This is a genomic window from Agrobacterium bohemicum, assembly GCF_002896715.1.
Classification (GTDB): Bacteria; Pseudomonadota; Alphaproteobacteria; order Rhizobiales; family Rhizobiaceae; genus Agrobacterium; species Agrobacterium bohemicum.
Genome location: NZ_PGEL01000025.1, coordinates 245477 through 270486, shown reverse-complemented (window position 1 = coordinate 270486; position 25010 = coordinate 245477). Strand labels below are relative to the sequence as shown.

Sequence of the window (25010 nt, the reverse complement as noted above, 5' to 3'; positions counted from 1 at the left end):
CACATTCCGTGCAGGACTTGACCATGCCCGATACCAGCCCTCTTCTGGAAGCGCGCGCCATAGGGAAATCTTTCCTCGGCATCGCGGCTCTCGATAATGTCGACATATCGCTCAACCGCGGCGAAGTTCATGCTTTGCTGGGTGAGAACGGTGCGGGTAAATCGACACTCATCAAAATTCTGACCGGCGTCTACCACCGCGACCGGGGCACCATCCGTCTTGATGGCGCTGAGATTTCGCCGACCACTGTAGCGGAAGCGCAAAATCTCGGCATCGGCACCGTCTATCAGGAAGTTAACCTTCTCGAAAATCTTACCGTTGCCGAAAACCTGTTTCTGGGCAGGCAGCCCCGACGTTTCGGCCTGATCGACCGGCGCGAAATGCGCGCAAGGGCCGAAAAACTTCTGACCCGCTACGGGCTTTCGATCAATGTCGATGCCCTGCTGTCCAGCTATTCTGTAGCGATCCGCCAGATCATCGCCATCGCGCGCGCCGTTGATCTCTCCGGCAAGGTGCTGGTGCTGGACGAGCCGACCGCCAGCCTCGACAGCCATGAAGTCGAGATGCTGTTTACCGTGCTGCGCCAGTTGCGCGCCGAAGGGCTTGGCATTGTCATCATTACCCATTTTCTCAATCAGGTTTACGACATCGCCGACCGCGTGACGGTGCTGCGCAACGGCAAGCTTGTCGGCACCCGCCAGATTTCCGAATTGCCACGCGGTGATCTCATCTCGATGATGCTAGGACGTGAGTTGCTGAGCGTCACTCATGACCGGCAGGCACCCGAAGATACCGTGGTTGAAGGCGAAGCTCCGATCCGTTTTGAGGGCTATGGCAAACGCGGCAGCGTCGAACCTTTCGATCTCGATGTCCGCCCCGGCGAAGTCGTTGGCATTGCTGGCCTTCTTGGGTCCGGCCGCACCGAAACGGCGTTTCTCCTGTTCGGCATCGACAAGCCGGATGGTGGCCAGGCCAGCATCGATGGCAAGGCGGTTGCGATCACGTCGCCAGAAGTGGCAATCGACAACGGTTTCGGTTTTTGCCCGGAAGAGCGCAAGACGGACGGTATTATCGGCGATTTTTCAGTGGCTGATAATATCGCTCTCGCTCTGCAAGCGCGGCAGGGATGGATGCGGCCACTGTCTCATAAACAGAAGGCCGCATTGGCCGATGGCTTCATTAAGTCGCTCGATATCCGCCCGGCGGATCGGGAGCGACCAATCAAGTTTCTATCCGGCGGCAACCAGCAAAAAGCGATTCTGGCGCGATGGTTGGCGACCGAGCCTCGCCTTCTCATTCTCGATGAACCCACACGCGGCATCGACATCGGCGCGCATGCGGAAATTCTCAAAATGATCGAGCGTCTCTGTTCGCAGGGCATGTCGCTCGTCGTCATATCCTCGGAACTGGAAGAACTGACCGCTGTCGCGCACCGCGTGATCGTGCTGTCGGACCGTCGACATGTTGCTGAACTCAAGGGAGGCGACGTGACCGCCGACAACATCATGCAAGCCATTGCCAGTGCCGCCAGAACGGAGGCCGCATGATGAAGAGCATCACTGCCCGCCTGAAGCGGTTGGCTCCCCAGCTTGCCGCACTCATCATCATCCTCGGCGCTATCGCTGTGATTTCGCCTGGCTTCCTCAATGTCTCGTTCCAGAATGGCCGCCTCTATGGCAGCGTCATCGACATTCTCGTTCGCGCAGCACCGGTTGCGCTGCTGACGATTGGCATGACACTGGTCATCGCCACAAAGGGCATCGACCTCTCCATCGGCGCCGTCATCGCAATCTGTGGCGCGGTTGCGGCAATGCTGATCACTAACGGTCACTCCATTCCGGTCGTCATTGTCGTATCCTTGGCCGTTGGTATCGCCTGCGGCATCTGGAATGGTATTCTCGTTGCCATTCTGGACATTCAGCCCATCATCGCAACGCTGATCCTGATGGTAGCAGGACGTGGCATCGCGCAGCTCATCACCGAAGGCGTCATTCTGACGTTCAACGATGACAGCTTTTCCGCCATTGGCACCGGTGTGTTTGCCGGCATCCCCATGCCTGTCATCATCTGGGTGCTGACAGCTTTGCTGGTGGGCATTCTCGTGCGCAAAACGGCACTCGGTTTCCTCATCGAAGCAACCGGCATCAACCGCCGAGCTGCCGCCCTTGCCGGTGTGCGCGCCCGTTTTCTGCTGTTCTTCGTCTATGCCGTATCGGGTCTGTGCGCAGCCGTCGCAGGCATGATCGTCACTGCCGACATCAGAGGTGCAGATGCGAACAATGCCGGTCTGTGGCTGGAGCTTGACGCCATTCTGGCCGTCGTGATCGGTGGCACGTCTTTGAACGGTGGGCGCTTTTCCATAACGGCATCATTGATCGGCGCCTTGATTATCCAGACCATCAACACCGGCATTCTTGTCTCTGGCTTCCCGCCGGAATTCAACCTCATCATCAAGGCCGGCATCATCATCGTTGTCCTGACGCTGCAGTCCCCAGCCATCGGAACGCTGATCGGCTTTGCCAAATCACGCAAGGCACCGGATCCAGCCACGCCGCCCCACACTGTCAACCATGAGGGAGCGGCGCGATGATCCACACCCGCAATCTTCCGTTTCTGACGACGCTGGCGGTTTTCATCGTCGCCTATGTCCTGTGCGTCATTCAGTATCCTGCGATGTTCTCGACACGGGTGGTTGGCAATCTGTTGACGGATAATGCGTTTCTCGGCATTGCCGCAGTCGGCATGACCTTCGTCATCCTCTCGGGCGGCATTGACCTGTCGATCGGCTCGGTCATTGCTTTCGCCAGCGTGTTCGTGGCCGTGCTGGTTGGAACATATAACGTCCATCCGCTGGTGGCTTTCGCAGCTGTGCTCGTCATCTCCACTATTTNCGGCTGCCTGATGGGGGCGATGATCCGCTTCCTGTCGATCCCGCCCTTTGTGGTAACGCTGGCCGGTATGTTTCTGGCGCGTGGTGCAGCCTATCTCATCTCGACGCAATCCGTGCCGATCTCGCATCCTGTTATCGACGCTATCCAGGGCTTCTACTTCCGTGTGCCCGGCGGCGGACGTTTGACGGCGCTCGCCATCGTGATGCTGATCGTCTTTGTCGTGGGCGGCATCGTTGCCAGCCGGACGCGGTTTGGCGCCAACATCTACGCGCTGGGCGGCAATCAGCAATCGGCAGAATTGATGGGTGTTCCCATCGGCAAGACGATCATCGGTATTTATGCGCTGTCGGGCTTTCTTTCCGGCCTCGCCGGTATCGTCTACACGCTCTATACATCGTCCGGTTATTCGCTGGCGACGGTTGGCATGGAGCTTGATGCAATCGCAGCCGTTGTCATCGGCGGCACCTTGCTGACGGGCGGCACCGGCCTTGTGGCTGGAACCTTCGTCGGTCTTTTGATACAGGGGCTGATCCAGACCTACATCGTTTTNGATGGTACCTTGTCATCCTGGTGGACGAAAATCGTCATCGGCATACTGCTGTTCATATTCATCGTGTTGCAACGCACAATCATCTGGTATTCAGACAGAAGGCTGGCTGGAGCGCACCCGGCATAACGATAACGACGGAGCAATTTATTGGGGCTGCTGGAAACGACGATTACCGGACGAAAGCGGCGCAGCAGCCACGCGCATGTCGTGGCTGAACTCGGCAGCGCCATCGTATCGGGACGCATCCCTGAAAATTCTCTTCTGCCGAATGATGCCGAGCTTTCCTTGCGTTTCGGTGTCTCGCGCACTGTGCTGCGTGAGACCATGAAANCGCTGGCAGCCAAACGCCTGGTGGAGCCCAAAGCCAAGGTCGGCACCCGCGTTCTGGAAAAATCCAGCTGGAATTTCTTCGATCCTGACGTTCTGGGCTGGCGGTGCGATGCTGGTTTGGACCCCGAATTCATCAACCATCTTGCCGACATCCGGCTGGCGCTGGAACCGGCGGCGGCAGCAGCAGCGGCACGGCACGCCTCCAGCGAAGACATCGTCTCCCTTTACGCCATCGCCGCCCGGTTCGACAATGTGAACCACACGCCCGAGACCATCGCCAAGGTCGATCTGGAATTCCACCTGGCCGTCGCCCGCATTTCCGGCAACCCTTTCATGCGTTCCGCCAGTGGACTGATCGAAGCGGCACTGGCTATTTCCTTCCAGCTCTCCTCGCCCGCATCGTCGCCTGAGACGATTTCGGAAATTGCATCCAATCATCTGCGCATTGTCCACGCCATTGCCGCACGCGATGAAAATGCTGCCATAAAGGCGATGCGACAGGTCATCCTGGTGGGCAAGGACCGGATCAAGAACGCAATCGCCGAGTGATATCGACAAGCCTCAATGAAAATTGCGGCCTTTGACGGTTATATGGTCACCTCCATCTTCCAGCACGTCCGACCTTTTGGGCAGGCGGCGGCGGTCTTCGGGCGGAATACCGTGGTGAAACTCATCGCCCCGACCATGCGGCAACGGAAACGGCCCTTCTCTCTCGCCTACGCTTTTCAGCACATCCGAGAGATCGGTGACACGATGGGCCACCAGATGCACGACCTCGCCTTCACGCTGGATTTNCCCGTAAATCCCGACCATTCCCGCCGATAGAATGACGCGGCGATATTTTNCGAAGGTTTTGACCCAGACGACGGCATTGGCAATACCCGTCTCGTCTTCCAGTGTCATGAAGATGACGCCCTTGGCAGAACCCGGCCGCTGTCGGATCAACACCAACCCTGCCACCTCCAGCCAGCGTCCATCCCTCGCAGCCACGGCCTGAGCACAAGTGGTGATGCGCCGCCGGGAAAGATCGTCACGCAGAAACGCCATGGGGTGCTGGCGCAAGGTCAAGCCGACATGGCCGTAATCCTGCACCACCTCGCCGCCTGCCGTCATGGGCCGCAGGGCAACGTCGGGCTCGTCCAACTCAGCGATGACGCTGTTCTGGCGCGTGGCAGCCGAGGCAAACAAGGGAAGCGGCTCATCACGCAGCGCCTTGATGTCCCAGAGCGCCTGACGGCGGGAAAGCCCGAGCGACTGCAAAAAGGCATCCGCTTCCGCAAGGGCGACCAGCGCCGCCGATGGGATCCCAGCTCTTCGCCAAAGGTCATCGATGGAAACGAAAGGCCGATCTTCGCGGCACGCTATGATCCGGCCCGCATGCTTGTTGGACAGCCCCTTGACCAGGCACATGCCGAGGCGAACGGCATTTCGCTCCGGCCCGACTTCCTCTTCCAGCGTACAGTCCCAACGACTGGTGTTGATGCAGACCGGGCGCACGACAACGCCATGATTTNGCGCATCGCGGACCAGTTGGGCCGGGGCATAGAAACCCATGGGTTGGGAATTGAGAAGGGCGGCACAGAAAATATCGGGGTGATGGCACTTAACCCATGCGGAAGCATAAGCAATCAACGCGAAGGAGGCGGCATGGCTTTCGGGGAAGCCATAACTGCCGAAACCTTTGATTTGTGCGAAAAGCCGTTCGGCGAATTCCGGTGCAAAACCGTTGGCGATCAGTCCACCAATCAGTTTATTTNCGAAATTGGCAATCGTTCCGACATTCTTGAATGTCGCCATTGCCCGCCTCAACTGGTCGGCTTCATTAGCCGAAAAGCCTGCACAATCAATGGCGAGCCGCATGGCATGTTCCTGAAAAAGCGGGACGCCGAGTGTCTTGTGAAGGACTTTCTTGAGCATTGGATGCTCGTACTCGATCGTCTTTCCTTGCGCCTTTTCCGCGCGTCGCTTGAGATAGGGGTGGACCATATTGCCTTGAATGGGACCGGGCCGCACAATGGCCACTTGAATGACCAGATCATACAGTTCCTGGGGCCTCAGCCTCGGCAGCATGGACATCTGGGCGCGACTTTCGATCTGGAACGTACCGATGGTATCGGCCTTGCAGATCATGGCATAGGTCGGCTTGTCATCATTCTTTATGCTCGTCAGTTCGAATTTTTCGCCTTTGCGAACCGTCAGCATGTCGAAAGCCCGCCGCATGCACGACAACATGCCAAGAGCCAAGCAATCCATCTTCATGAAGTCCACAACCTCGATATCGTCCTTGTCCCACTCGATGATGCGCCGGTCATCCATGGCAGCGGGCAGGATGGGGACGAGTTCGTCCAGACGGTCATGCGTCAGCACGAAACCACCGGGATGCTGGCTGTGATGGCGCGGCGTACCGATGAGCTGGCGCGCAAGGTCAAAGGCCAGCTTCACGCGGCGGTCATTCAGGTTGATGTTGAGGTCCTTAGCTTCCTTTNCGCCCGCATCCTCCGTCCACCACCAGATTTGCGAAGACATGAGCTTGGTTAAATCCTCGGGTAGCCCCAGCACCTTGCCGACATCGCGAATGGCACCCTTTCCGCGATAACAACTGATCACGGAACACAGCGCCGCCTTGTCATGCCCGTAATGGCTGTAAATCCACTGGATGATCTCTTCCCGTCTTTGGTGTTCGAAATCAACGTCGATGTCCGGCGGTTCATCCCGGTCTTCGGAGACGAAACGTTCGAACAGAAGGTCGCTTTCCTCGGGATCGATGGCGGTAATACCAAGTACGAAACAGACGGCGGAATTGGCTGCGGAGCCGCGCCCCTGACAAAGAATGTCCATTTTCCGCGCCTGACGGACGATGGCGTTGACGGTGAGAAAATAGGGCGCATATTTCTTCCTGCCGATGATGGCCAGCTCATGTTTGAGGGTCTTCTCAACCTTTTCGGGCAGACCATCAGGATATTTNACCGGCACTTCGTCCCATACGCATTTCTCAAGTGCTTGCTGCGCACTCAATCCCGGCACGGTGTTTTCTTCGGGATATTGGTACTTGAGCTCCTTGAGCGAAANTTTGCATCGCCGCACGATCTCCAGCGTTCGCCTCAAAGCGCCCGGATAGGCCGAAAACAGCCTATGCATTTCCTGTGGCGGTTTCAGGTAGCGGTCGNCATGCCGCTCCCGACGGAAACCAGCATCGTCGATGGTGCAATTGTGCCGGATGCAGGTGACAACATCCTGCAACATGCGCCGTTCCGGTTCATGAAACAGCACGTCATTGGTGACCACGGTGGCAACGCCTGCACGCTCTGCCATGTTCGATAGTTCATACAGCCGAACATGATCGTTCGGACGACGGCGGAGGCTCATGGCCACATAGGCTCGATCACCAAANTCCGCTTTCAGCCGTCGCAGCCGAATGGAGAGGGCATCATCAGCAAGGTCCGGTAACAGGATGACCAAAAACCCCTCACCATAGGCAACCAGATCGCTCCATTTCAGATGGCATTTNCCCTTGCTCGCCGCTTTCTTGCCATGGGTGAGCAGACGACAGAGACGGCCATAGGCGGCCCGATCTGTGGGATAGACCAGCACGGAGATGTCGTCTTCCAGATCAAGCCTGCACCCGATGACGAGCCGGATTCCTGTTTTTNCCGCAGCCTGAAAGGCGCGCGGGATGCCGGTAAGGCTGTTGCGATCCACGATGCCCAGCGCTTCTATCCCGAGCGCTTTCGCCTGGGCAAACAAGTCATCGCAAGAGCTTACGCCCCGCAAAAAAGAAAAATGCGAGGTGACCTGAAGCTCGGCATAGCTGATATCATCGCTCATCCGAATATACCGTGCAGAAACCAGCCTTGGGAACCGGTATTGGCGTGTTCGCCATCACCGGAGCGGAAANTCCAGAACCTCTCACCTGCCTCATCCTCCACCATGAANTAATCGCGAACGGCGGCCTGCTCGCGGTCGCGTTTCCACCATTCGCCGAACACGCGTTCCGGCCCATCGGCTCGTTTCACCAGGCGCCTTGTGCCGCGCCATGTGAAGCTTTTGGGCGGATGATCGGGCAGCAGTGCCATTGTCTGGATCGGCTCTGGCCGGGCAAGCAGGCGAACAGGGCGTGGCCAGTGATCAGGCCAGCCGAGAGTATCATCGGCGGACTGTGCGGCAACCACTTGGACCGAACGTTCGGGCACGTCGCTGGCGACAGCCGCGTAACGATAGACCTTATGGCCCCGGTTGATGATGACATCCACCGTTTCGCCAATATCGGCTTTCGCATCATCCAGCAAAGTCGAGCGGGCTTGCCCCAGCACCAGCGCTTCCGCGTGGGTGGCCGTCAGGGTCATTTTCTCGATGCCAAAACCGGGATTTATCGTGTCGATGCGGTCCGTCAAAAGACGTGTCAGTTGCTTGACATCGCGCACCGGTCTGGAGGTTCCGGCGCGGATGGCTTGTATACCGCTATCGACCCGGTGCATTAGCAGATCAACCCGGCGCGCACCTAGACCGCGCTTTTCCAAGCCAAGACAGAGCTGACGGACAAGCTTGTCGGTATATCGCGCGATAGTCTCGGCAGCCGAAATCGGCTCGGCAAAGAACCTGCTGGCTTCAACCATTTCCGGCACGCGGATGGGCGCGATAGGTTCGGACAGCAGACCATGGGCCTGATCCAGCCTGCGCCCGATCTCCGGGCCGAACCGCAGGGTGAGCGGTGCCCGCGCCGTTGCCATCAACTCTCCGATGCTACGGAAGCCCAGGACTTTCAAATCAGCCACGACCCGAGGCTCAAGGCGAAGGGCTGCCAAGGGCAGAGATGTGAGCGCACCCAATGCACCATTCGGCGGCACGATGGTTGCTTCATCCCGGCCGAAACGGGCAAGCGCGTGCGCGGCACCCCAGCTATCGGCAATGGCTGCACGGGCCGTAAAACCAAGTCCATGCAGGCGGTTGATCATGCCTGTCAGCATCAAGTGTTCATTGCCATGCAGATGGTCCGCACCTGTCGTATCCAGCACCAGACCGTCAGGCGGATCGGGCGCGACGACGGGCGCGTAAATGCGAAGGAACCAGAAGGCAAGGTCTCGCAGCGCTTTGGCATCCTCGGCCACCTGCAATTCTTCAACAATCAGACCAGGAATGATGGCTTGCGCCTTGCTGACGGGCATGCCAAGCCGCAAGCCTACTGCTGCTGCAGCCACATCCTGCGCCGCGATGACACGGCGACTTCCCTGTCTGGTGATCATCACCACCGGGCGGTCAAGCGGTGGCGCTTGTTTGCCAAGCGCTCTGCGGTATCGGTCTGTCGACCATGTCGGCAGGTAGAGCGAGACGACCCTTTGCATCACAGGCTTCCACTTCAAAATCGGCACACTCACCGCCACGACAGCGCAAAAGCTCCAGAAACCAACGTGCCCTGCCCACACCCTGCACAGGCAAAGGTGTGGAGGGCCGCACCGAAATTCGCCACCGCGTTACGGCAGCCGTTGGCTGACCGAATTCCACTGCACCGGATGGATGACGCCAGCGACGAATTGCAAGGCCCACGACACCGGACCCTTCCGCCGCCAGTTGCAGACGCCGCGACGTGGTCATCGGCAGTTTCGAAACCTCTCCCACCACAGCACCAAAGCCATTGCAGCGCAGGCCCTCTTCGAAACAGTCCAACACGCCCTTTTCATCGCGACACTCTACGATGATCAGCCGGTTCTGAGACAGGCCTGCCTGAGTCAATGCTGGCATGAAANGATCAGGCCGGGTCACGCACCATAAAATCTTGCCTTTTACCCGTGCGGCGATGCCGGCGGAAAACAAGGCGGATGCGGCACCATCAACCGCGCCGTTACCGCCGCCCGTGACTTCATGCAGGCTGCCCAGCTTCAGGCCACCCGCAGGCAAATGGTCATCGATTGAAGAAATACCGAAAGGCAGGCTTTCATGATGCCGGATCGGACCTTGCGTGATCCGCTCCAGCCGCTCCCGCAATTCTTCGACAACCAACTGTTCGGCGCGTTTATGCATGACACAACACTTTTAGAGGCATTCACGCTTTGAAAGACTAATTGTTCACTTTTTGTTCCTATTTCAGCAAAGAGTCAACAAGCTTTCCTGTGTCCTGTGGATAAGACGAAGGACGCCTGTTGAGAGGTCAGCGCCCTGCCACGGGGCGCATGGCCACGCCAGAGAAGGCACCTGCAGCCACGCGCTGTGGTAGCGTCAGTTTTCCGGCTGCGTAATACAGCAGGAAAGAACCAATCTGATAGGCAAAGATAATGTCGATTTCCACGAAAGAGCGAACGACGAACAGTGCGCAAAGAGCAAAGAGGATAAGCCCCTGCGGATCACGGTTGCGGACCAGCACCGAACGCAGGTGCCCTAAGAGCGTGCCGTAAAGAACGATAGCCAGCAGCGCCAGGCCAACGAAGCCATTTTCCACGACGGTTTCAATATAGGTGTTGTGGAAGTGAAANCCGCTGCGCGTGGTGATGAAGAAATCGTCCCATAAACGCTCGGCATCATAAAAGCCCACAACCCAAAAGCCCTGGTAGCCGACGCCCAAAATGGGAGATGCTTTCGCTGCCTCGATGCCCTGCTGCCATAGATAGGTGCGCCCTGTTAGCGTCGAGTCCTTGCCGAAAATGCCCAGCACCGCATCCAGCAAGCCAAATTGCAAGGCCACCACGACGAGAAGGCCACCGACGCCCACCAGGGCAAGAAAGATCATCTTGCGATTGCCGGGAGACAACATACCCATGGGCATGAAGCCGATGATGAGCGCAACTACGGCAGCCGTTGTAATCACCGACGTAGCCGATTGCGATGCAAGCAGGCAATAAGCGGAAAGCAGGCCTGCCATTCCGGCGATGCCAAGCCAGATCATGTCGCGCTGGCGCAACACCAGCACCGATGACGCGGCAAAGATGACTCCGAGAGAAGCGTAAAAACCAAGCTGGTTTTTGGAAGAAAAAGCACCGACGAAACTGAACGTGCCATCCAGCGCATCAAAAAGATAAATGCCGAACAGCATGGAATACAAGAGAACCACGATAATGCCGATGAGAGCACCGCGGGTCAGTGTCGTGATCGAGATGACGCGCATGGCGATGAGTGCGCAGACGATATGCGTCATATATTGAATGGAGGCGCGCATGGTGGTGGACATGGCATCCGACCAGAAGCTGGACAGAACGGCCAGAATGCCAAAACCGAAAATCCAGAGATAACGCGTATAATTGCCCAGTACCCGGCGGTAATCCACAACGATGAGCGGAAACCACACGGCGTAATAAGCAAGAATGGAAACCATGCCAAACTTGGATGAATAGGCGAAGACGAAGAATGACAGCGCCACCCCTGCCATTCCATAAAGGCCGTTTCTATCCGGGTCGATCAGGGCTGATTTGGCAATCCGCATGCGNACCTCACTGCATCAGAACGTCTGATGACACCTTTATCACATCCCCGGGCTGAACGGGTGTGGTTTCGTCCGCCTTGATTTCTTTCGACTGGCCGCCTTCTTCACGGACGATGACATAGGTAATCGATGCAGATTTGCCCGTTGGATCGAAGCGGATGGCTTCTGCCGACTGCGCCAGCGCCTCGGACATCAACTCGCGGCTTGTGCCAAGCTGCAGGTTGAGCTTCTGCAATTCGGCCTCGGTGTCCTGCAATTCCTTGGAGCGCTGGGCCACCCAGTCGTTGCGAAGATTGATCTCGTCCTGCATCGCCTTGTTGATATCCTGCTTGGCGCGCAACGACGACGTATCGATATCGAGGAGCGTGGACTCCACTTCGGCAGCCCGCTCTTCGGCGGAAATACGCCTCTGGGCAAGGGCAAGCCCCTGCTCGTTCAACCGGTTTACTTTTTCCTTGTCCTCATTGGCCAGTTGCAGCTGACGGTTCTGAGTCTCGGATTTCTTTTGCAGGGATTCGACTTCCGTTTCCAGAAGCTGCCTGAGATCGGTCAGCGCCTTCAACTGAAGCGTATAACGTTCGCTACGCGACTTCATGAGAGCATTTTCGCTCTCCAGGAGAGCATCGATGTTCAGGATTTTTNCAAGTGCTGGCGTCTTTGCTATTTCCGTATCACCGCGCACCTCTGCCTGAAGACGTGCTTGCCTTGCCAGAAGGCGGCCTCGCTGGTCATCATAGACGGCGGCATCGCCACGCGCATTGATAAAATCGCGTGCAAAGCGCTGGCCGGCATCGGAACGGCGCAGTCCGCCAGCAAGGCTGACGGCCTTGAGGACCGTAACGTTGGGCGCATAAGGATACTCGCCGGGTGTCTGCACGTCGCCTGTCAGGAAGACAGGGCGGAATTGAGCAATCTCGACAGAGGCGGATGGAAGATTGCGAAGCGCGAACTTGCTTTGCAGCTGCGCGCCAATTTCTTCGCCCACCTGACCCGTTGTTTTACCGGCCACGTCCAGCTGGCCGATGAACGGAAGGGAGAGAGAGCCTGATACGCCAACCGAATAATCACCGTTGATGACGTCCCAGTTACGGATCGTACCATCGGCAGGCTGCCATTCGGCAACGCGGATGCGAAGCTTATCGGCAGTGCCCAGAAGATATTGCTTTTCCTGCGCGGATGCATGGAGGGGACCGAGGAGAACCAGCGATGCTGTAACAGCAAGCGCAAAAAACTTGCGTGACGCGACATTCTTAGAAAAACCGGTGGCAGTGCCAACCATCTTGAACTCCATATTTACGACCGCAAAACCGCGACCGGATCACGACCAGCCTGGGGGCCGGTCGCAAATGCCACGCAGTGTGGCCGCAATATCATTTNGTCAAAAACGCCGAGCCAGGCAATTGGTTCAGTAGCTGCCGCGGGACATGCAAACTGCGGGAATGGTTTTNACGATTATAGAAACATCCTGCATCATGGACCAGTTGCGCACATATTGCGTGTCGAAATCAACGCGCTCCTTGTAGGACACGTCGTTGCGACCGCTGATCTGCCAGAGGCCGGTCAGACCTGGGCGCGTGCTAAGATAATAGGAAGCAGCGCTTTCATAGTAGTTCAGCTCTTCGTCCACGACCGGGCGCGGGCCGACGACGCTCATTTCACCACGGATGATGTTGATGAGCTGCGGCAGTTCATCAAGGCTGAGCTTTCGCAGAACGGTACCAATAGCAGTGACGCGTGGATCGTTCTTGAGTTTGCGTGTGGCTTTCCATTCCTCGGCAGCTTCTGGATTAGCTGCAAGGTACTGACGCAGGACTTCATCGCCGTTCATCACCATGGTGCGGAACTTGAGGCAATGGAACATGCGTCCATTATGGCCAACACGGCGGTGCCCGTAAAATGCGGGACCACGGTCAGAGAATTTNACCATAGCCATGATCATCAAAAAGATCGGGCTAAGAATGAGGATTGCTAGCAGGGCTGACGAAACGTCAAAGCTGCGTTTAGCGATTCCTCCGATTGGAAAGCTCAGGTCGGTATCGTCTGAGCTACTAAGCGGCGAAACAGCCGATCGAGTCGCGGACTTCATAGAGGAAACTCCATTTATGTTTNGCGATGGTCGGTACCCGTTGGGCGCATCAATGAGACTAGATGAGACAGCAAGGCTGTGACCAGAATTTGATGGTTTNGAATTTTTNGTGAGGCAGGGCGCCTTAGTCTCGGCTGGGCTGGACCTCAGAAATACTCACAAAAGAACTGTCGACAATATTAATCGATTGAACAACAACAACGAGGCCACCTGCCGTTTGCTTCACGCTTGGAAAGCTTGTGTCTACTCATGTATTGGCAGGAGCATTACATTGGATGTAGTCTTATAGCGTTCTCCGCCAAGGCATGATTCCAAGTTCATGTCGGCAAAAACCAAAGCTTAAAAGCCCGAAAAACCTATTGTGCACCGCAATAAAATTGCGGCAACGCACACTCAAAAAGACAAGCAATGTCTGTATTTTTATGAAGAAAAATTAATCTTGTCTGCGCAATAGCCGGTTTCCGTGGCAAAACTAGACGCAATCGTGACCCAAATATGGCTAAATAATGGCATATTGAATTTGCATAGCTCTTAATAATACACGGCGAGTTCTCATATGCGCTGAACAGCCTTTACGCCAATGAAATAAGCGTGATTCCTTTCCCTCTTTNCCCAATTTCGAAAATCAAAGCTATGCATGAAANCAGACGAGTGCATTTAAGGTGCACTATATGAGGCAAAAAANGAGCCGCCATTTGCATGGCGGCTCTTTGCGATGATGATATTGGCTTGAAACTATGCCGCACGTCGGTCGTGGCGGCCCTCTTCGACCTCCTCGACGATCTTTGCAACGAAGGCGTCGAGGTCATCTGGCGAACGGGATGTTACGATACCCTTGTCACAAACGACTTCCTCATCTTTCCAGATGCCACCCGCATTTTTGACGTCCGTCTTGATGGAGCCATAGGACGTCATCTGTCGGCCCTTTACAGCGTCCGCCTCCACCAGCAGCCAAGGTGCGTGACAAATCGCGGCGACGACTTTGCCGGACGCAACAAAGTCACGAACCACACGCATCGCGCTGTCGTCGGCTCTCAAAACGTCGGGATTGATCTGACCGCCTGGGAGAACGAGCGCATCGAAGTCTTCAACACGAACGTCTTTCGCGAGAAGATCGACGCTGACGGCATCGCCCCAGTTCTTTTCATCCCAGCTTTTGATTTCGCCGTTTTCGATCGACGCGATTTTCACGTCGGCACCTTTGGCTTTCAACTGGTCATAGGGGACGCGCAGTTCTGAACGCTCATACCCATCAGTCGCAAGAATAACGATCTTAGCAGCATTAATTGCTGTCATGTCTTTTCTCCTGTTATTGGATTTATTAAAGTCGGAGGCTCAAGTGGCCTCGTCGGAATTCACGGAGGGCAAGAAAAACTCGACATCTTCTATCCGAGCTTTTTCCAGCACCGCGATTTTCTCCTGCCAGAAGCGTTCCGCCTCCTCAGGTTCACCGTCGTACTGACGAACAAATGTTTNATTGTCGTCGATCATCACCTGACGGGTACCGCCAAGCAGCATGTATTCTTCCGCAAGCTTACGCGTTTCGGTCTTTTCCATGTCTTGTCTCCATTGACGGAACCTAGCGAGGTTGGAGAGCACCGGATGGGTGAGAAGCTCGTCTGCCATTTCGTTGGCCATCAAGAGAAAACGGAAAAATCCTGATGTTCTTCGGCACCATCGCGTCCGTTTGACACGGTGCGTCTCCTGCCAAATGAACTCTCCCCTTGGACAATGGTTCCTAAAAANTAGATTTCTAATGTCAGGGAACGATCAGGAACCTATGGTTTCAATCTGACCTATAAGGCGCCGAGCAGACAAGAGCGAGCTTCCGGTTGCCGCCACCATTTGCGGCAAAACCAGCCACTCCAGCATCCATGCCGCACCCGAACGCTCCTGCTCATGCACCATGGATTGATGCAGTGCCGACACCTGCACGGCGTTGAAGCGCGCGAGCGCCACCAGCGTTTCTGCCAGCACAGGGTTCTGCTTATGCGGCATGGCAGACGAGCCACCGCCGCCTGAGAGACGGATTTCTTCGCCAAGCTGTGCCAGCAGAGCGACGTCTTGTCCGAATTTNCCGAGAGACCCCGTGATGAGGGACAGGATATGGCCGAAATCAGCGATGACATCACGCTGGCTCTGCCATTGCCTGACATCGGACAGATCGAGCCTTTTGGCGAGTTCAGCGCGAACCGCGTCTCCCTTGTCCCCAAACTTTTCCAGAGTACCGGCGGCCCCGCCAAACTGAAGCGCAAAGCCATGATGCGTGAACGTTACAAGGCGCTCTCGGTGCCGCTTCAAGGGTTCAAGCCATGTCAGTACCTTATCGGCAACCGTCATGGGGATGGCGGCCTGCATGCGGGTGTAGCCCATAAGAGGCCGGGCACCGTCTCGCTCTAAAAGGCTTTCCAACCCTGCAATGCTTGCGGACAAGCGCACTGCGACAATTTCAGTGGCTGTTTTCAAACGCAACATCAGGCTGGTGTCGATGACATCCTGGCTGGTCGCACCGAAATGTACCTTTGCCGCAGCCTCCCCTTTCACGACAAGCCGCAACTGCCGTACCAGTTCAGGGATAACCACACCGTCTTTCGCGACACCTTTGCGCAAGGCGTCTCCATCGATCAATACGCTTGCAATGCCCGCAACGATTTGCGCGGCATCCTCTTTCGAGATCACACCCGTTGCGGCTTGCGCCTGCGCCAACGCACATTCAAACCGCAACATCGCGGCGACATCAGCTTCTGCCGAAAATAGCGCGCCGATTTCAGTATCACCAAAAAGGCCGGCCAAAAACGGATGCTCGAAAGGGGAAAAGCTCATTTTACATCTCAAATGTCGAAGAAGACCGTTTCGCTGTCGCCTTGAAGATGAATGTCAAAGCGATATGCGCCCTCTCCTTCCTTCCTGGCGATCAACGTTGCGAGCCGTGGCTTGTGTTCGACGCGGGCCAGAATGGGGTCGGTCGCATTGGCATCGATTTCTTCCGGAAANTACATGCGCGTGTGCAGGCCAATATTGATGCCGCGTGCCACGATCCAGAAGGTGATATGCGGCGCCATCCAGCGTCCATCTTTAAATGGCACCTTGCCCGGCTTGATCGTTTCAAACACGAACTCGCCCGTGTCCATATCGCCGGGCGACCGGCCCCAGCCGGAGAAGTTCGGATCGGCCGTGCCGCGTGTTTCGCTTGGGCTGTTATAAAGCCCATCCGCATCCGCCTGCCAGATTTCGATAAGCGCATCCTTCAGCGCGTTACCGCCACCATCGTATACTGTGCCGCGAATGGTGATGCGCTCGCCGTTGGCACTCTCATTATATAATGCGCCCGAGCCCAGATCTTCGGCGAAGATGCCGTTGATACCGACGAAGTTGGGCGTACAGCCAATGTGGACATAAGGACCGGCGGTCTGTGAAGCGCTTTCCTTGAAGTAATGAAGTGGCTGAACCATTCAATTACCCTCCATGCGGTTTNCAAAAAGGGTGGACCGACGACCGCGCAGCACGATGTCAAATTTATAGGCGCGCATATCCATGGGAATGGCATTGGTCATGTCCAGTGCTGCGACCAACCGCTCGATGGCCTGCTTATCCGGGATCGTTTTGACAATCGGACATTGCCAGATCATCGGGTCCCCTTCGAAATACATCTGGGTGATCAGGCGTTGTGCAAAACCATGACCGAAGACGGAAAANTGGATATGCGCCGGACGCCAGTCATTCACACCGTTGGGCCATGGGTAGGCTCCGGGCTGGATAGTCTTGAACCAGTAATAGCCATCCGCATCGGTGACGGTGCGGCCAACGCCACCGAAATTCGGATCGACCGCTGCCAGATAGCTCTCCTTCTTGTGGAGATACCGCCCGCCGGCATTGGCTTGCCAGAATTCCACCAGCGCACCATCCACACCCTTGCCGCGCTCATCGAGAATTCGACCATGGACCAGAATACGCGGGCCAATCGGCATTTCGCCGGGGCGGGCGTAATTGAGGATGAGATCATTATCCAGCGGGTTGAGCATGCTATGGCCGAAGACAGGGCCGGTGATTTCGCTTTTGGTCGATTCCAGTGAAATGAGGGCACGTTGCGGCGAGCGAAGAACGGAGGTCTTGTATCCCGGCGCGAAAGCGGGCGGGTGAATGCTGCGGTCTCGGGCAAAAAAAGGTCCAGTTTCCGGCGGTGTGTTGGTCATTTCTTTTCCTCCTGCAACGCGGCGGCCCGCATCTCCGCAAGCGTATTCTTGGCAATTTTGAAAGCATGGTTGGCGGCGGGAACACCGGCATAAATCGCAACATGCATCAACGCTTCGCGGATATCCTCTTCCGTTGCACCGGTATTGGCCGTGGCACGCACATGCATGGCCACCTCCTCATCCTGACCCAACGCTGCCAGCAGAGCAATCGTCACCATGGACCGCTCCCGCTTCGTCCACTGCGTGCCCGACCAGACGTTGCCCCACGCGGATTCGGTGATCAGTTGCTGAAAGGGTTGATCGAATGGTGTCGCTGCCGCCTGTGCGCGGTCAACATGGGCATTCCCCAATACCTCGCGACGGGTTTNCATTCCGGCATCGAACCTGCCGTTCTTATCGGTATCGGCCATGCGTCAAAACTCCGGCAAGGATTTGAGAAAAGCCTCGGCAGCAGCCGCATAGGCAACAGGCTGCTCCAGACAGGGTATATGCCCACAATCTTCTATGACGGCGATGCGACTATCGGGGATCAGAGCCGCAAGCTCACCGACCAGTTCCGGCGGTGTCGATCCGTCGCCATCGCCAGCGATGCAAAGCGTCGGCACCGCAATCTGTCGAGCCAATTCGGTAAAATCCGCGTCGCGAATGGCAGCACAGGCGGCGGCATAGCCCGACGCATCCTGACGGGCAAGCATGGTGCGCGCACNGAGATAGGCGGCATTGTCTAAGCTGCGAAATGCGGGGGTAAACCAGCGCTCCATCACACCATCCACCAGCGGCGCGATGCCATCACGTTCAATCTTGCCGATGCGATCGCTCCACATCTCGGCGGTGCCAATCTTGTGAGCGGTGTTGCTGAGGATGAGAGCGCGCGTAAGATCAGGGCGACGTGCGTAAAGTCCCTGAGCAATCAAACCGCCAACGGAAAGGCCCCAGACAATGGCTTGTTTTACGGAGAGGTGATCCAGAAGTGCAGCGAGGTCATCGACGTGATCGTCTATGGAATAAGGTGTGTTCCCCGTGTCTGACAGACCATGGCCGCGCTTGTCGTGCAAGACGTAAGCGTAACCATCTCCAAGGGCATCCATGACCGCATTCCAGATACGAAAATCAGTCCCCAGCGAGTTGATAAAAACGATGACCGGCCTAGCCCCATCCAGACCGATTGCGCGGTAGTGTATCGCCCGCTGATCGCACAATAAAAATTGCATGCGNATTCCTCCCGCCGGCGATATTGCAAGATGAGATTGGTTAAGTAAANTGAGTTTTTCACGGCTACACATAACCAATAGATTATGAATTATGATCGACGCACGTTTGAAGTTTCGTCACATACAAACTTTTGTAGAGGTTGCACGCCACAAAAGCGTTGCGCAAGCGGCAGCAGTTTTGCGCATCAGCCAGCCCGCAGTCACGAAAACGATCCGTGAGTTAGAAGGAGTGCTCGGCGTTTCGCTGCTGGAGCGCGATAGCCGTGGCATCAAGGTCAGCCGTTACGGCGAAATATTTCTGAAACATGCCGGGGCAACGATGACCGCCCTAAGACAGGCTGTGGATTCAGTTTCGCACGACGCAACCAAGGTGGGGCCGCCAGTGCGGATCGGTGCGCTGCCGACTGTCTCCGTCAACATCATGCCAAAGGCCATGTTGAGTTTTCTGAAGGGAGAGACGGGCAGTACGGTCAAGATCGTCACCGGTGAGAATGCGGTTCTGCTGGAGCAATTGCGGGTCGGGNAACTGGATCTCGTCGTCGGGCGCCTCGCGACGCCTGAAAAAATGAACGGATTTTCCTTCGAACACCTCTATTCTGAACGAGTTCGCTTCGTGGTGCGCGCAAACCATCCGCTGCTCGCTGCAAACACATCCATCTTCGAGCGGCTGCATGAATTTCCGGTTTTGACGCCGACATCCAATTCCGTCATCGGCCCGGTGGTGGATCAGTTTCTGCTGGCCCATGGTGTGGCACCGCTGCCAACGCGGATAGAAACGGTATCGGATGCGTTCGGCAGAGCATTCTTGAGAATAAGCGATGCGATATGGATCATATCCGAGGGAGTGGTGGCGGCAGATATTGCCGATGGGACGCTTGCAATGCTGCCACTGGATACCGCCGACACGAGCGGCCCCGTCGGATTGACAATGCGTGCAGACACGCAGCCATCCCTGCCACTGGCGCTGCTCATACAGACCATCCGCGAGAGCGCAGACGCGCTCTGACGCATGTCAAACCAGCATCCCGCGCAGTTCAGCTTGCACCCCGAGCAATGGCGGAAGATATCGTTCGACCAGAACATCCATGGACGCGGCCGTTGCGGGCAATCCAACATTCAGCGCCGCGACAGTCTGGCCGCGCATGTTTAGCAGAGGCACGGCGATGGAGCGCAAGCCCACCTCGACTTCCTGATCGATCAGGGCGTAACCCCGGCTCCTGGTGATTTCCAGTTCTGCCAGCAGTGCCACCATATCGATCAGGGTGCGCTCCGTTCGCGCCTCAAGGTGGGAACGCTCCAGAATGCTTTGACGTCCGGAGATATCCAGAGCCCCGAGCAAAACACGCCCCATCGATGTACAATAGGCGGGCAGGCGCGAACCGGGCATGAGCGCAATGGACATGACCCGACGTTGTGCGGCACGCCCGACATAGACGATTTCTGTTTCATCGAGAATGGAAACCGAAGTGCTCTGGCCGATCCGTTCCGAGAGTTGATCGAGCAACGGTTGAACGATGCGTGGCAGCGGCATGGTGGCGAGACAGCCGGTTCCCAAACGAAGGACTTTCGGCGTTACGGTAAAAAACTTCCCGTCATAGGCGGCATAACCAAGCTCAGCCAAGGTCAGAAGGCAACGCCGGGTCGTTGCGCGGTCCAACATGGCGATTTCGGCGGCTTGCGAAATGGAAAGTCGAGGATGCTCGGCACTGAACGCCTCAATGACTTTGAGACCTTTGGCGAGTCCGCCCATCAAATCCCTCTCACTTGCCATCAGACACCGATTTNGTGCGATAATCGAACAAAAGTTACATACCGCACAAAAACCTTGCAGTCCAGCACCATTGGGAATTACCAATCATCTCATTGGAAGAGCATCTGCTGGAGGCACCATGGACAAGACAATCAAAAGCGCAGCGGCGGCTGTTGCCGATATCGGCGATGGCGCGACCGTCATGATTGGCGGGTTCGGCGGCTCTGGAGCGCCAATCGAATTGATCCATGCGCTGATCGACAAAGGATCGAAAAATCTCACTGTCATAAACAACAATGCCGGCAACGGGCGCATTGGAATTGCGGCGATGATCGATGCGGGCATGGTGCGCAAAATGATCTGCTCGTTCCCGCGTTCGTCCGATCCACGCGCCTTCACCGATAGATATCTGGCAGGCGAAATAGAGCTGGAGCTTGTGCCGCAAGGAACACTGGCTGAACGCATCCGCGCAGGCGGTGCAGGCATTCCGGCGTTTTATACGCCGACCGCCTACGGAACGGAGCTTGCCGATGGCAAGCCAATCGGTGAGTTCGATGGACGTCATTATGTGCAGGAGCGCTGGTTGAAAGCGGACTTCGCAATCGTCAAGGCGCATCTCGGCGACACGCAGGGCAACCTGACCTACAGCAAGGCGGGCCGGAACTTCAATCCGCTGATGTGCATGGCAGCGGCGACGACGATTGCCCAGGTTTCAAAACTCGTTCCCGCAGGCGAGATCGACCCTGAACAAGTCGTGACGCCGGGAATATTCGTCAATGGCGTGGTCGAAATCAACGATCCGCAACAGGAAGAAGTCCTGATCCGCGCAGGAGTGGCCTACGTATGACCGATACCCAAGCTCTCAACGCATTCGAAGACATCAAGCTGTCCAATGCCCAGATCGCATGGCGGGCGGCGCAGGACATTGCCGATGGTGCCTATGTCAATCTCGGCATCGGTTTNCCGGAAATGGTCGCGCGCTATCAGCCACCCGGGCGCGAGGCGATTTNCCATACGGAAANCGGCATTCTGAATTTCGGAGAAGCACCGCCGGAAGGTGAGGAGGACTGGGACCTGATCAATGCCGGCAAGAAGGCCGTTACGCTAAAGCCAGGTGCCGCGTTTTTCCACCACGCCGATAGCTTCGCCATGGTGCGTGGCGGGCATCTGGATGTCGCCATTCTCGGTGCCTATCAGGTTGCTCAGAATGGCGATCTCGCCAACTGGCGGGTCGGCTCCAAAGGCGTTCCCGCAGTGGGTGGCGCTATGGATCTCGTTCACGGCGCCAAACAGGTGTTCGTCATTACTGAGCATGTGACGAAGAAAGGTGAGCCAAAGCTAGTGGAGAAATGCGCATTTCCGCTGACAGGCGTTGGCTGCATTACCCGCATTTACACGAGCCACGCGGTGGTGGACGTCGTGGATGGCGGCTTCGTGTTACGGGAAAAACTGCCGGGCATGAGCGTTGAAGACCTGCAGGCCATGACCGGTGCCAAGCTAAACACCGACGGCCCGGTGGCCGATCTCGTCGCTCCCCAATTGTGAGGCACAAAATGACCGACGTCTTTATCTGCGACTACATACGCACACCCATCGGCCGCTTCGGTGGCGCGTTGTCTTCCATACGGGCCGATGATCTTGGGGCCGTTCCCATGAAGTCATTGATAAAGCGCAATGCAGGCGTCGATTGGGAGGCAATTGACGACGTGATTTTTGGCTGTGCAAACCAGGCCGGTGAAGACAACCGCAACGTTGCCCGCATGTCCTTACTCCTGGCCGGGTTGCCGGTTTCCGTAACGGGCACGACCATCAACCGTCTTTGCGGTTCCGGTATGGACGCCGTCATTACGGCAGCCCGCGCCGTCAAATCCGGCGAGGCGGAACTGATGATAGCGGGGGGCGTGGAAAGCATGAGCCGCGCGCCCTTCGTTATGCCGAAGGCAGACGCTGCTTTCTCACGCAATGCCGAGATTTACGACACAACCATTGGCTGGCGCTTCGTCAATCCCGCGATGAAGGCTCTCTACGGGNTCGATTCGATGCCGGAAACTGGTGACAATGTCGCTCTCGACTACGGCGTCTCCCGTGAAGATCAGGACGCATTTGCAGTGCACAGCCAGCAAAAGGCAGCAGCGGCACAAGCCAATGGTAGACTGGCGAAAGAGATAACACCGGTCAGCATTCCCCAGCGCAAGGGTGATCCTGTCATCGTCTCCAGAGATGAACATCCACGCGAAACCAGCCTTGAGGCACTAGCGAAATTGAAGCCCGTCAACCGCATGGAAGGCGCAACTGTCACCGCTGGAAACGCATCCGGCGTTAATGATGGTGCAGCAGCTTTGATCATCGCCTCGGAAGCCGCAGCGAAAAAATATGGCCTGACACCTGTTGCCCGCATTCTTGGTGGTGCCACCGCCGGGGTTCCCCCACGCATCATGGNCATCGGTCCCGAGCCCGCGTCCCAAAAGCTTCTGGACCGTCTCGGCTTGAGGCAGGAAGCTCTTGACGTCATCGAACTGAACGAGGCTTTCGCTTCTCAGGGGTTGGCCACATTACGCCAGCTTGGCATTGCCGGTGACGACCCACGTGCCAACATCAATGGTGGCGCGATTGCGCTTGGTCATCCGCTCGGCATGAGCGGCGCTCGTATCGCCGGTACTGCCGCACTGGAACTCTCGCTGACCGGCAAGAACAGGGCGCTTGCAACGATGTGCATCGGTGTCGGCCAGGGAATCGCTATTGCTCTCGAACGGGTTTAAGCCAGCCTCGTCACCGCAAGCGCTAGATGGTTTGCGGTGACGGCTTACGGAATGGGTACCGGGTTTGCCAATGCGTTTTTCAACGTCTCGCTCATGGGCATTTTAATGCTGACCCCTAATTCGGGAATCGAATCCTCGAACCAGCGCTTGTATATATCTGGCATCTCAGGGCTTTNATAGATTTCGCCAAGGGCCTCATTCGCAGCGGATGCGAATTCCGTGTCGTTCAGGCGCATCATGAAGCCAACAGGCTGGAAATCCGTAACCTTCTCCGTCGAGATGCGATATTCCGCCGGGTTCTGGCTTTGTGCGATCATCGTGCTGAGCAAGACCTCGTCCATCGCGAAGGCGGACACGCGCCCATCCGTCACCATGTCAAACGCACCTTTCAACGTGTCCGCAGGTACAACGGAAATGTTGAGTTTTCTCGCGCGGTTGATTTCGTTGATGTCATTGACGTTGACTGTGCCAAGCGCAACACCGACAGATCGGCCTTTGAGATCGGCTAAAGTTTCCAGCTGATTTTTCGCTAAGGACACATAGCGTGTCGCGCCGTAAAAATGACTTAGGGAGAAAGTCGCGCTTTTTCTTCTCTCAACGGTATTGGTGCTGGCATTGCATTCAATGTCGATACTACCGTCGTTGAGCAGTTGAACGCGATTGCTGGGCGTCCGCGGCACGAATTCGATTTGGATATCATCCATTTTGAGCCGCGTTTTCAGCTTCTCAGTGACGCGCCTGCAGAGATCGATGGAATAACCGACGACTTGTCCATCTGTTGTCGTGAAAGAGAATGGCGCGGTCACGCCGTAGCCGATCCTGATTTNCCCCGTCTCCTTGATACGTTCCAGGGTGGGTTTCGTAAAATCCGCAGCAGCGGAATCGAGAGCCAGCGCCAGCAGCGCCGTATTGAGTATCAAGAGCTTTGAGAGAAAGCGCCTCATTGCAGGTACTCCTTCGGGTCATGAAACGCCGCCCTTAGTTCCTGCGACATCGGAAGGTTGAAGTTGCGACCCTGCGGCGGTATCGGAGACATGAACCACTTGTCATAGATACGGTTGATCTCCCCACTGACGAACAACTGCCGCAGCGCATCATTCACAACCGTGTTGAACGGGCCGTCGCCCTTGCGCATCAATATTCCATAGGGTTCCGGCGGGCCGAACGTTTCTGACGAGATCATGTAGTCGTTGGGTGACTTGGAGAATGCGACATGTGCGGCGAGCAAGACGCCGTCCATAACAAAGGCCGTCGCCTTGTTGCTTTCGACAAAAGCAAAGCCATCTGAATTCTGTCTCGCCAGCATCACCGAGATATTGAGCTTGTCAGCGCGATTGATGGCCTGCAACTGATCGATATTGACCGTGCCGGTGGTGGAGGCGACAGTGCGCCCCGCCAAATCTCTGATGCTCTTCACGTCGCTCGATTTTTTCGCCACGAAACGTGTTGCCGTGATGAAGTGCGGGTAAGAAAATGAAACCTGCTCTCTGCGCTCGGCATTGTTGGTCGTCGCACTGCATTCGAGATCGATTTTACCGCTTTTAACTAGGAGAAACCGCGTGGCAGGTGTTGCATTGACATATTCTATATTGAGCTTGTCCAGTTTCAGCTGGGTGCGGACATGGTCTGCAATATAATTGCACAGTTCAACCGTGTATCCGATCGCACCACCATCGGCTGATTTGTAAGCGAAGGGGACCTCATCCTCGCGAAATCCGATGGATATCGTTTTGGTGCGGGCGATCTTGTCCAACGTGCCGCTGTCTTGAGCCTGCGCAAAGGACGTTGCGTTGCTTCCGATCTGAAACGGGGATGCAACCATGAATGCGCTA

24 protein-coding genes are annotated in these 25010 nt (G+C 56.4%); 8 read left to right on the top strand and 16 right to left on the bottom strand.

The genetic code is table 11. The annotated features are described in order from the left end of the window. Positions 1-23 precede the first annotated feature (23 nt). From CUC55_RS13360 to CUC55_RS13345, 4 genes are all read left to right on the top strand, one after another. Complete coding sequence (locus CUC55_RS13360) at positions 24-1547, top strand: sugar ABC transporter ATP-binding protein (RefSeq protein WP_067648078.1); 1524 nt, start codon at positions 24-26, stop codon at positions 1545-1547. Then, complete coding sequence (locus CUC55_RS13355) at positions 1547-2590, top strand: ABC transporter permease (protein ID WP_082760236.1); 1044 nt, start codon at positions 1547-1549, stop codon at positions 2588-2590. Before CUC55_RS13360 ends, CUC55_RS13355 begins: the two co-directional genes overlap by 1 nt. Continuing rightward, positions 2587-3567, top strand: coding sequence for a galactofuranose ABC transporter, permease protein YjfF (gene yjfF, locus CUC55_RS13350; protein ID WP_103088166.1), 981 nt, complete (start codon positions 2587-2589; stop codon positions 3565-3567). Before CUC55_RS13355 ends, yjfF begins: the two co-directional genes overlap by 4 nt. 21 nt (positions 3568-3588) lie before the next feature. Beyond that, positions 3589-4320, top strand: coding sequence for a FadR/GntR family transcriptional regulator (locus tag CUC55_RS13345; RefSeq protein ID WP_103088165.1), 732 nt, complete (start codon positions 3589-3591; stop codon positions 4318-4320). 12 nt (positions 4321-4332) lie between these two features. On the opposite strand, the gene CUC55_RS13340 is transcribed toward CUC55_RS13345, so the two are convergent. The 13 genes from CUC55_RS13340 to pcaD form a co-directional block, all read right to left on the bottom strand. Further along, a complete protein-coding gene (locus CUC55_RS13340; protein WP_103088164.1) occupies positions 4333-7596 on the bottom strand; it encodes an error-prone DNA polymerase in 3264 nt (1087 codons plus the stop codon). Next, complete coding sequence (locus tag CUC55_RS13335; protein ID WP_103088163.1) at positions 7593-9110, bottom strand: Y-family DNA polymerase; 1518 nt, start codon at positions 9108-9110, stop codon at positions 7593-7595. Before CUC55_RS13335 ends, CUC55_RS13340 begins: the two co-directional genes overlap by 4 nt. Next, complete coding sequence (locus CUC55_RS13330) at positions 9025-9786, bottom strand: ImuA family protein (RefSeq protein ID WP_103088162.1); 762 nt, start codon at positions 9784-9786, stop codon at positions 9025-9027. The genes CUC55_RS13335 and CUC55_RS13330 overlap by 86 nt, the downstream gene beginning before the upstream one ends. Before the next feature lie 127 nt (positions 9787-9913). Continuing rightward, positions 9914-11179 (bottom strand): O-antigen ligase family protein, encoded by a 1266-nt coding sequence (locus CUC55_RS13325; protein WP_067648060.1) that lies wholly within the window; start codon positions 11177-11179, stop codon positions 9914-9916. A 7-nt stretch (positions 11180-11186) separates the two neighbouring features. After that, a complete protein-coding gene (locus CUC55_RS13320; RefSeq protein ID WP_103088224.1) occupies positions 11187-12458 on the bottom strand; it encodes a polysaccharide biosynthesis/export family protein in 1272 nt (423 codons plus the stop codon). Between the two features lie 126 nt (positions 12459-12584). Next, positions 12585-13265 (bottom strand): sugar transferase, encoded by a 681-nt coding sequence (locus tag CUC55_RS13315; protein ID WP_067648054.1) that lies wholly within the window; start codon positions 13263-13265, stop codon positions 12585-12587. Between the two features lie 735 nt (positions 13266-14000). Next, positions 14001-14561 (bottom strand): type 1 glutamine amidotransferase domain-containing protein, encoded by a 561-nt coding sequence (locus CUC55_RS13310; protein WP_067648051.1) that lies wholly within the window; start codon positions 14559-14561, stop codon positions 14001-14003. Positions 14562-14600: 39 nt separating this feature from the next. Then, positions 14601-14822 (bottom strand): hypothetical protein, encoded by a 222-nt coding sequence (locus CUC55_RS13305; RefSeq protein WP_103088161.1) that lies wholly within the window; start codon positions 14820-14822, stop codon positions 14601-14603. 213 nt (positions 14823-15035) lie between these two features. Further along, positions 15036-16088 carry a 3-carboxy-cis,cis-muconate cycloisomerase gene (locus tag CUC55_RS13300; protein WP_067648045.1) on the bottom strand — a complete coding sequence of 351 codons (1053 nt, stop codon included), beginning with the start codon at positions 16086-16088 and terminating at the stop codon, positions 15036-15038. 8 nt (positions 16089-16096) lie between these two features. After that, complete coding sequence (pcaG, locus tag CUC55_RS13295) at positions 16097-16717, bottom strand: protocatechuate 3,4-dioxygenase subunit alpha (protein ID WP_103088160.1); 621 nt, start codon at positions 16715-16717, stop codon at positions 16097-16099. Then, positions 16718-17458, bottom strand: a complete 741-nt coding sequence (gene pcaH, locus CUC55_RS13290) for a protocatechuate 3,4-dioxygenase subunit beta (RefSeq protein WP_103088159.1) — start codon at positions 17456-17458, stop codon at positions 16718-16720. Continuing rightward, on the bottom strand, positions 17455-17868 hold the full coding sequence (gene pcaC, locus CUC55_RS13285; RefSeq protein WP_103088158.1) for a 4-carboxymuconolactone decarboxylase: 414 nt from the start codon (positions 17866-17868) through the stop codon (positions 17455-17457). Before pcaC ends, pcaH begins: the two co-directional genes overlap by 4 nt. A 3-nt stretch (positions 17869-17871) precedes the next feature. Next, a complete protein-coding gene (gene pcaD, locus CUC55_RS13280; protein ID WP_103088157.1) occupies positions 17872-18669 on the bottom strand; it encodes a 3-oxoadipate enol-lactonase in 798 nt (265 codons plus the stop codon). A 91-nt stretch (positions 18670-18760) separates the two neighbouring features. On the opposite strand from pcaD, the gene pcaQ reads away from it, so the two are divergent. Continuing rightward, positions 18761-19675, top strand: a complete 915-nt coding sequence (gene pcaQ, locus CUC55_RS13275) for a pca operon transcription factor PcaQ (RefSeq protein ID WP_103088156.1) — start codon at positions 18761-18763, stop codon at positions 19673-19675. A 6-nt stretch (positions 19676-19681) separates the two neighbouring features. On the opposite strand, the gene CUC55_RS13270 is transcribed toward pcaQ, so the two are convergent. Then, positions 19682-20443 (bottom strand): IclR family transcriptional regulator domain-containing protein, encoded by a 762-nt coding sequence (locus CUC55_RS13270; protein WP_103088223.1) that lies wholly within the window; start codon positions 20441-20443, stop codon positions 19682-19684. Positions 20444-20558: 115 nt separating this feature from the next. Between CUC55_RS13270 and CUC55_RS13265 the strand changes: the two genes are divergently transcribed. The 3 genes from CUC55_RS13265 to pcaF all read left to right on the top strand — a co-directional run bounded on the left by CUC55_RS13265 (position 20559) and on the right by pcaF (position 23178). Continuing rightward, positions 20559-21266: a 3-oxoacid CoA-transferase subunit A gene (locus CUC55_RS13265; RefSeq protein WP_067648022.1), complete on the top strand. Its 708-nt coding sequence runs from the start codon at positions 20559-20561 to the stop codon at positions 21264-21266. Beyond that, complete coding sequence (locus CUC55_RS13260) at positions 21263-21964, top strand: 3-oxoacid CoA-transferase subunit B (protein WP_103088155.1); 702 nt, start codon at positions 21263-21265, stop codon at positions 21962-21964. The genes CUC55_RS13265 and CUC55_RS13260 overlap by 4 nt, the downstream gene beginning before the upstream one ends. Before the next feature lie 8 nt (positions 21965-21972). Further along, entirely contained in the window at positions 21973-23178 is a 1206-nt protein-coding gene (pcaF, locus tag CUC55_RS13255) for a 3-oxoadipyl-CoA thiolase (protein WP_103088154.1), read from the top strand. A gap of 44 nt (positions 23179-23222) precedes the next feature. On the opposite strand, the gene CUC55_RS13250 is transcribed toward pcaF, so the two are convergent. Together CUC55_RS13250 and CUC55_RS13245 are read right to left on the bottom strand one after the other, a co-directional pair. Then, positions 23223-24122 (bottom strand): amino acid ABC transporter substrate-binding protein, encoded by a 900-nt coding sequence (locus CUC55_RS13250; RefSeq protein WP_103088153.1) that lies wholly within the window; start codon positions 24120-24122, stop codon positions 23223-23225. Continuing rightward, positions 24119-25000 (bottom strand): amino acid ABC transporter substrate-binding protein, encoded by an 882-nt coding sequence (locus CUC55_RS13245; protein WP_067648312.1) that lies wholly within the window; start codon positions 24998-25000, stop codon positions 24119-24121. Before CUC55_RS13245 ends, CUC55_RS13250 begins: the two co-directional genes overlap by 4 nt. Positions 25001-25010 lie beyond the last annotated feature (10 nt).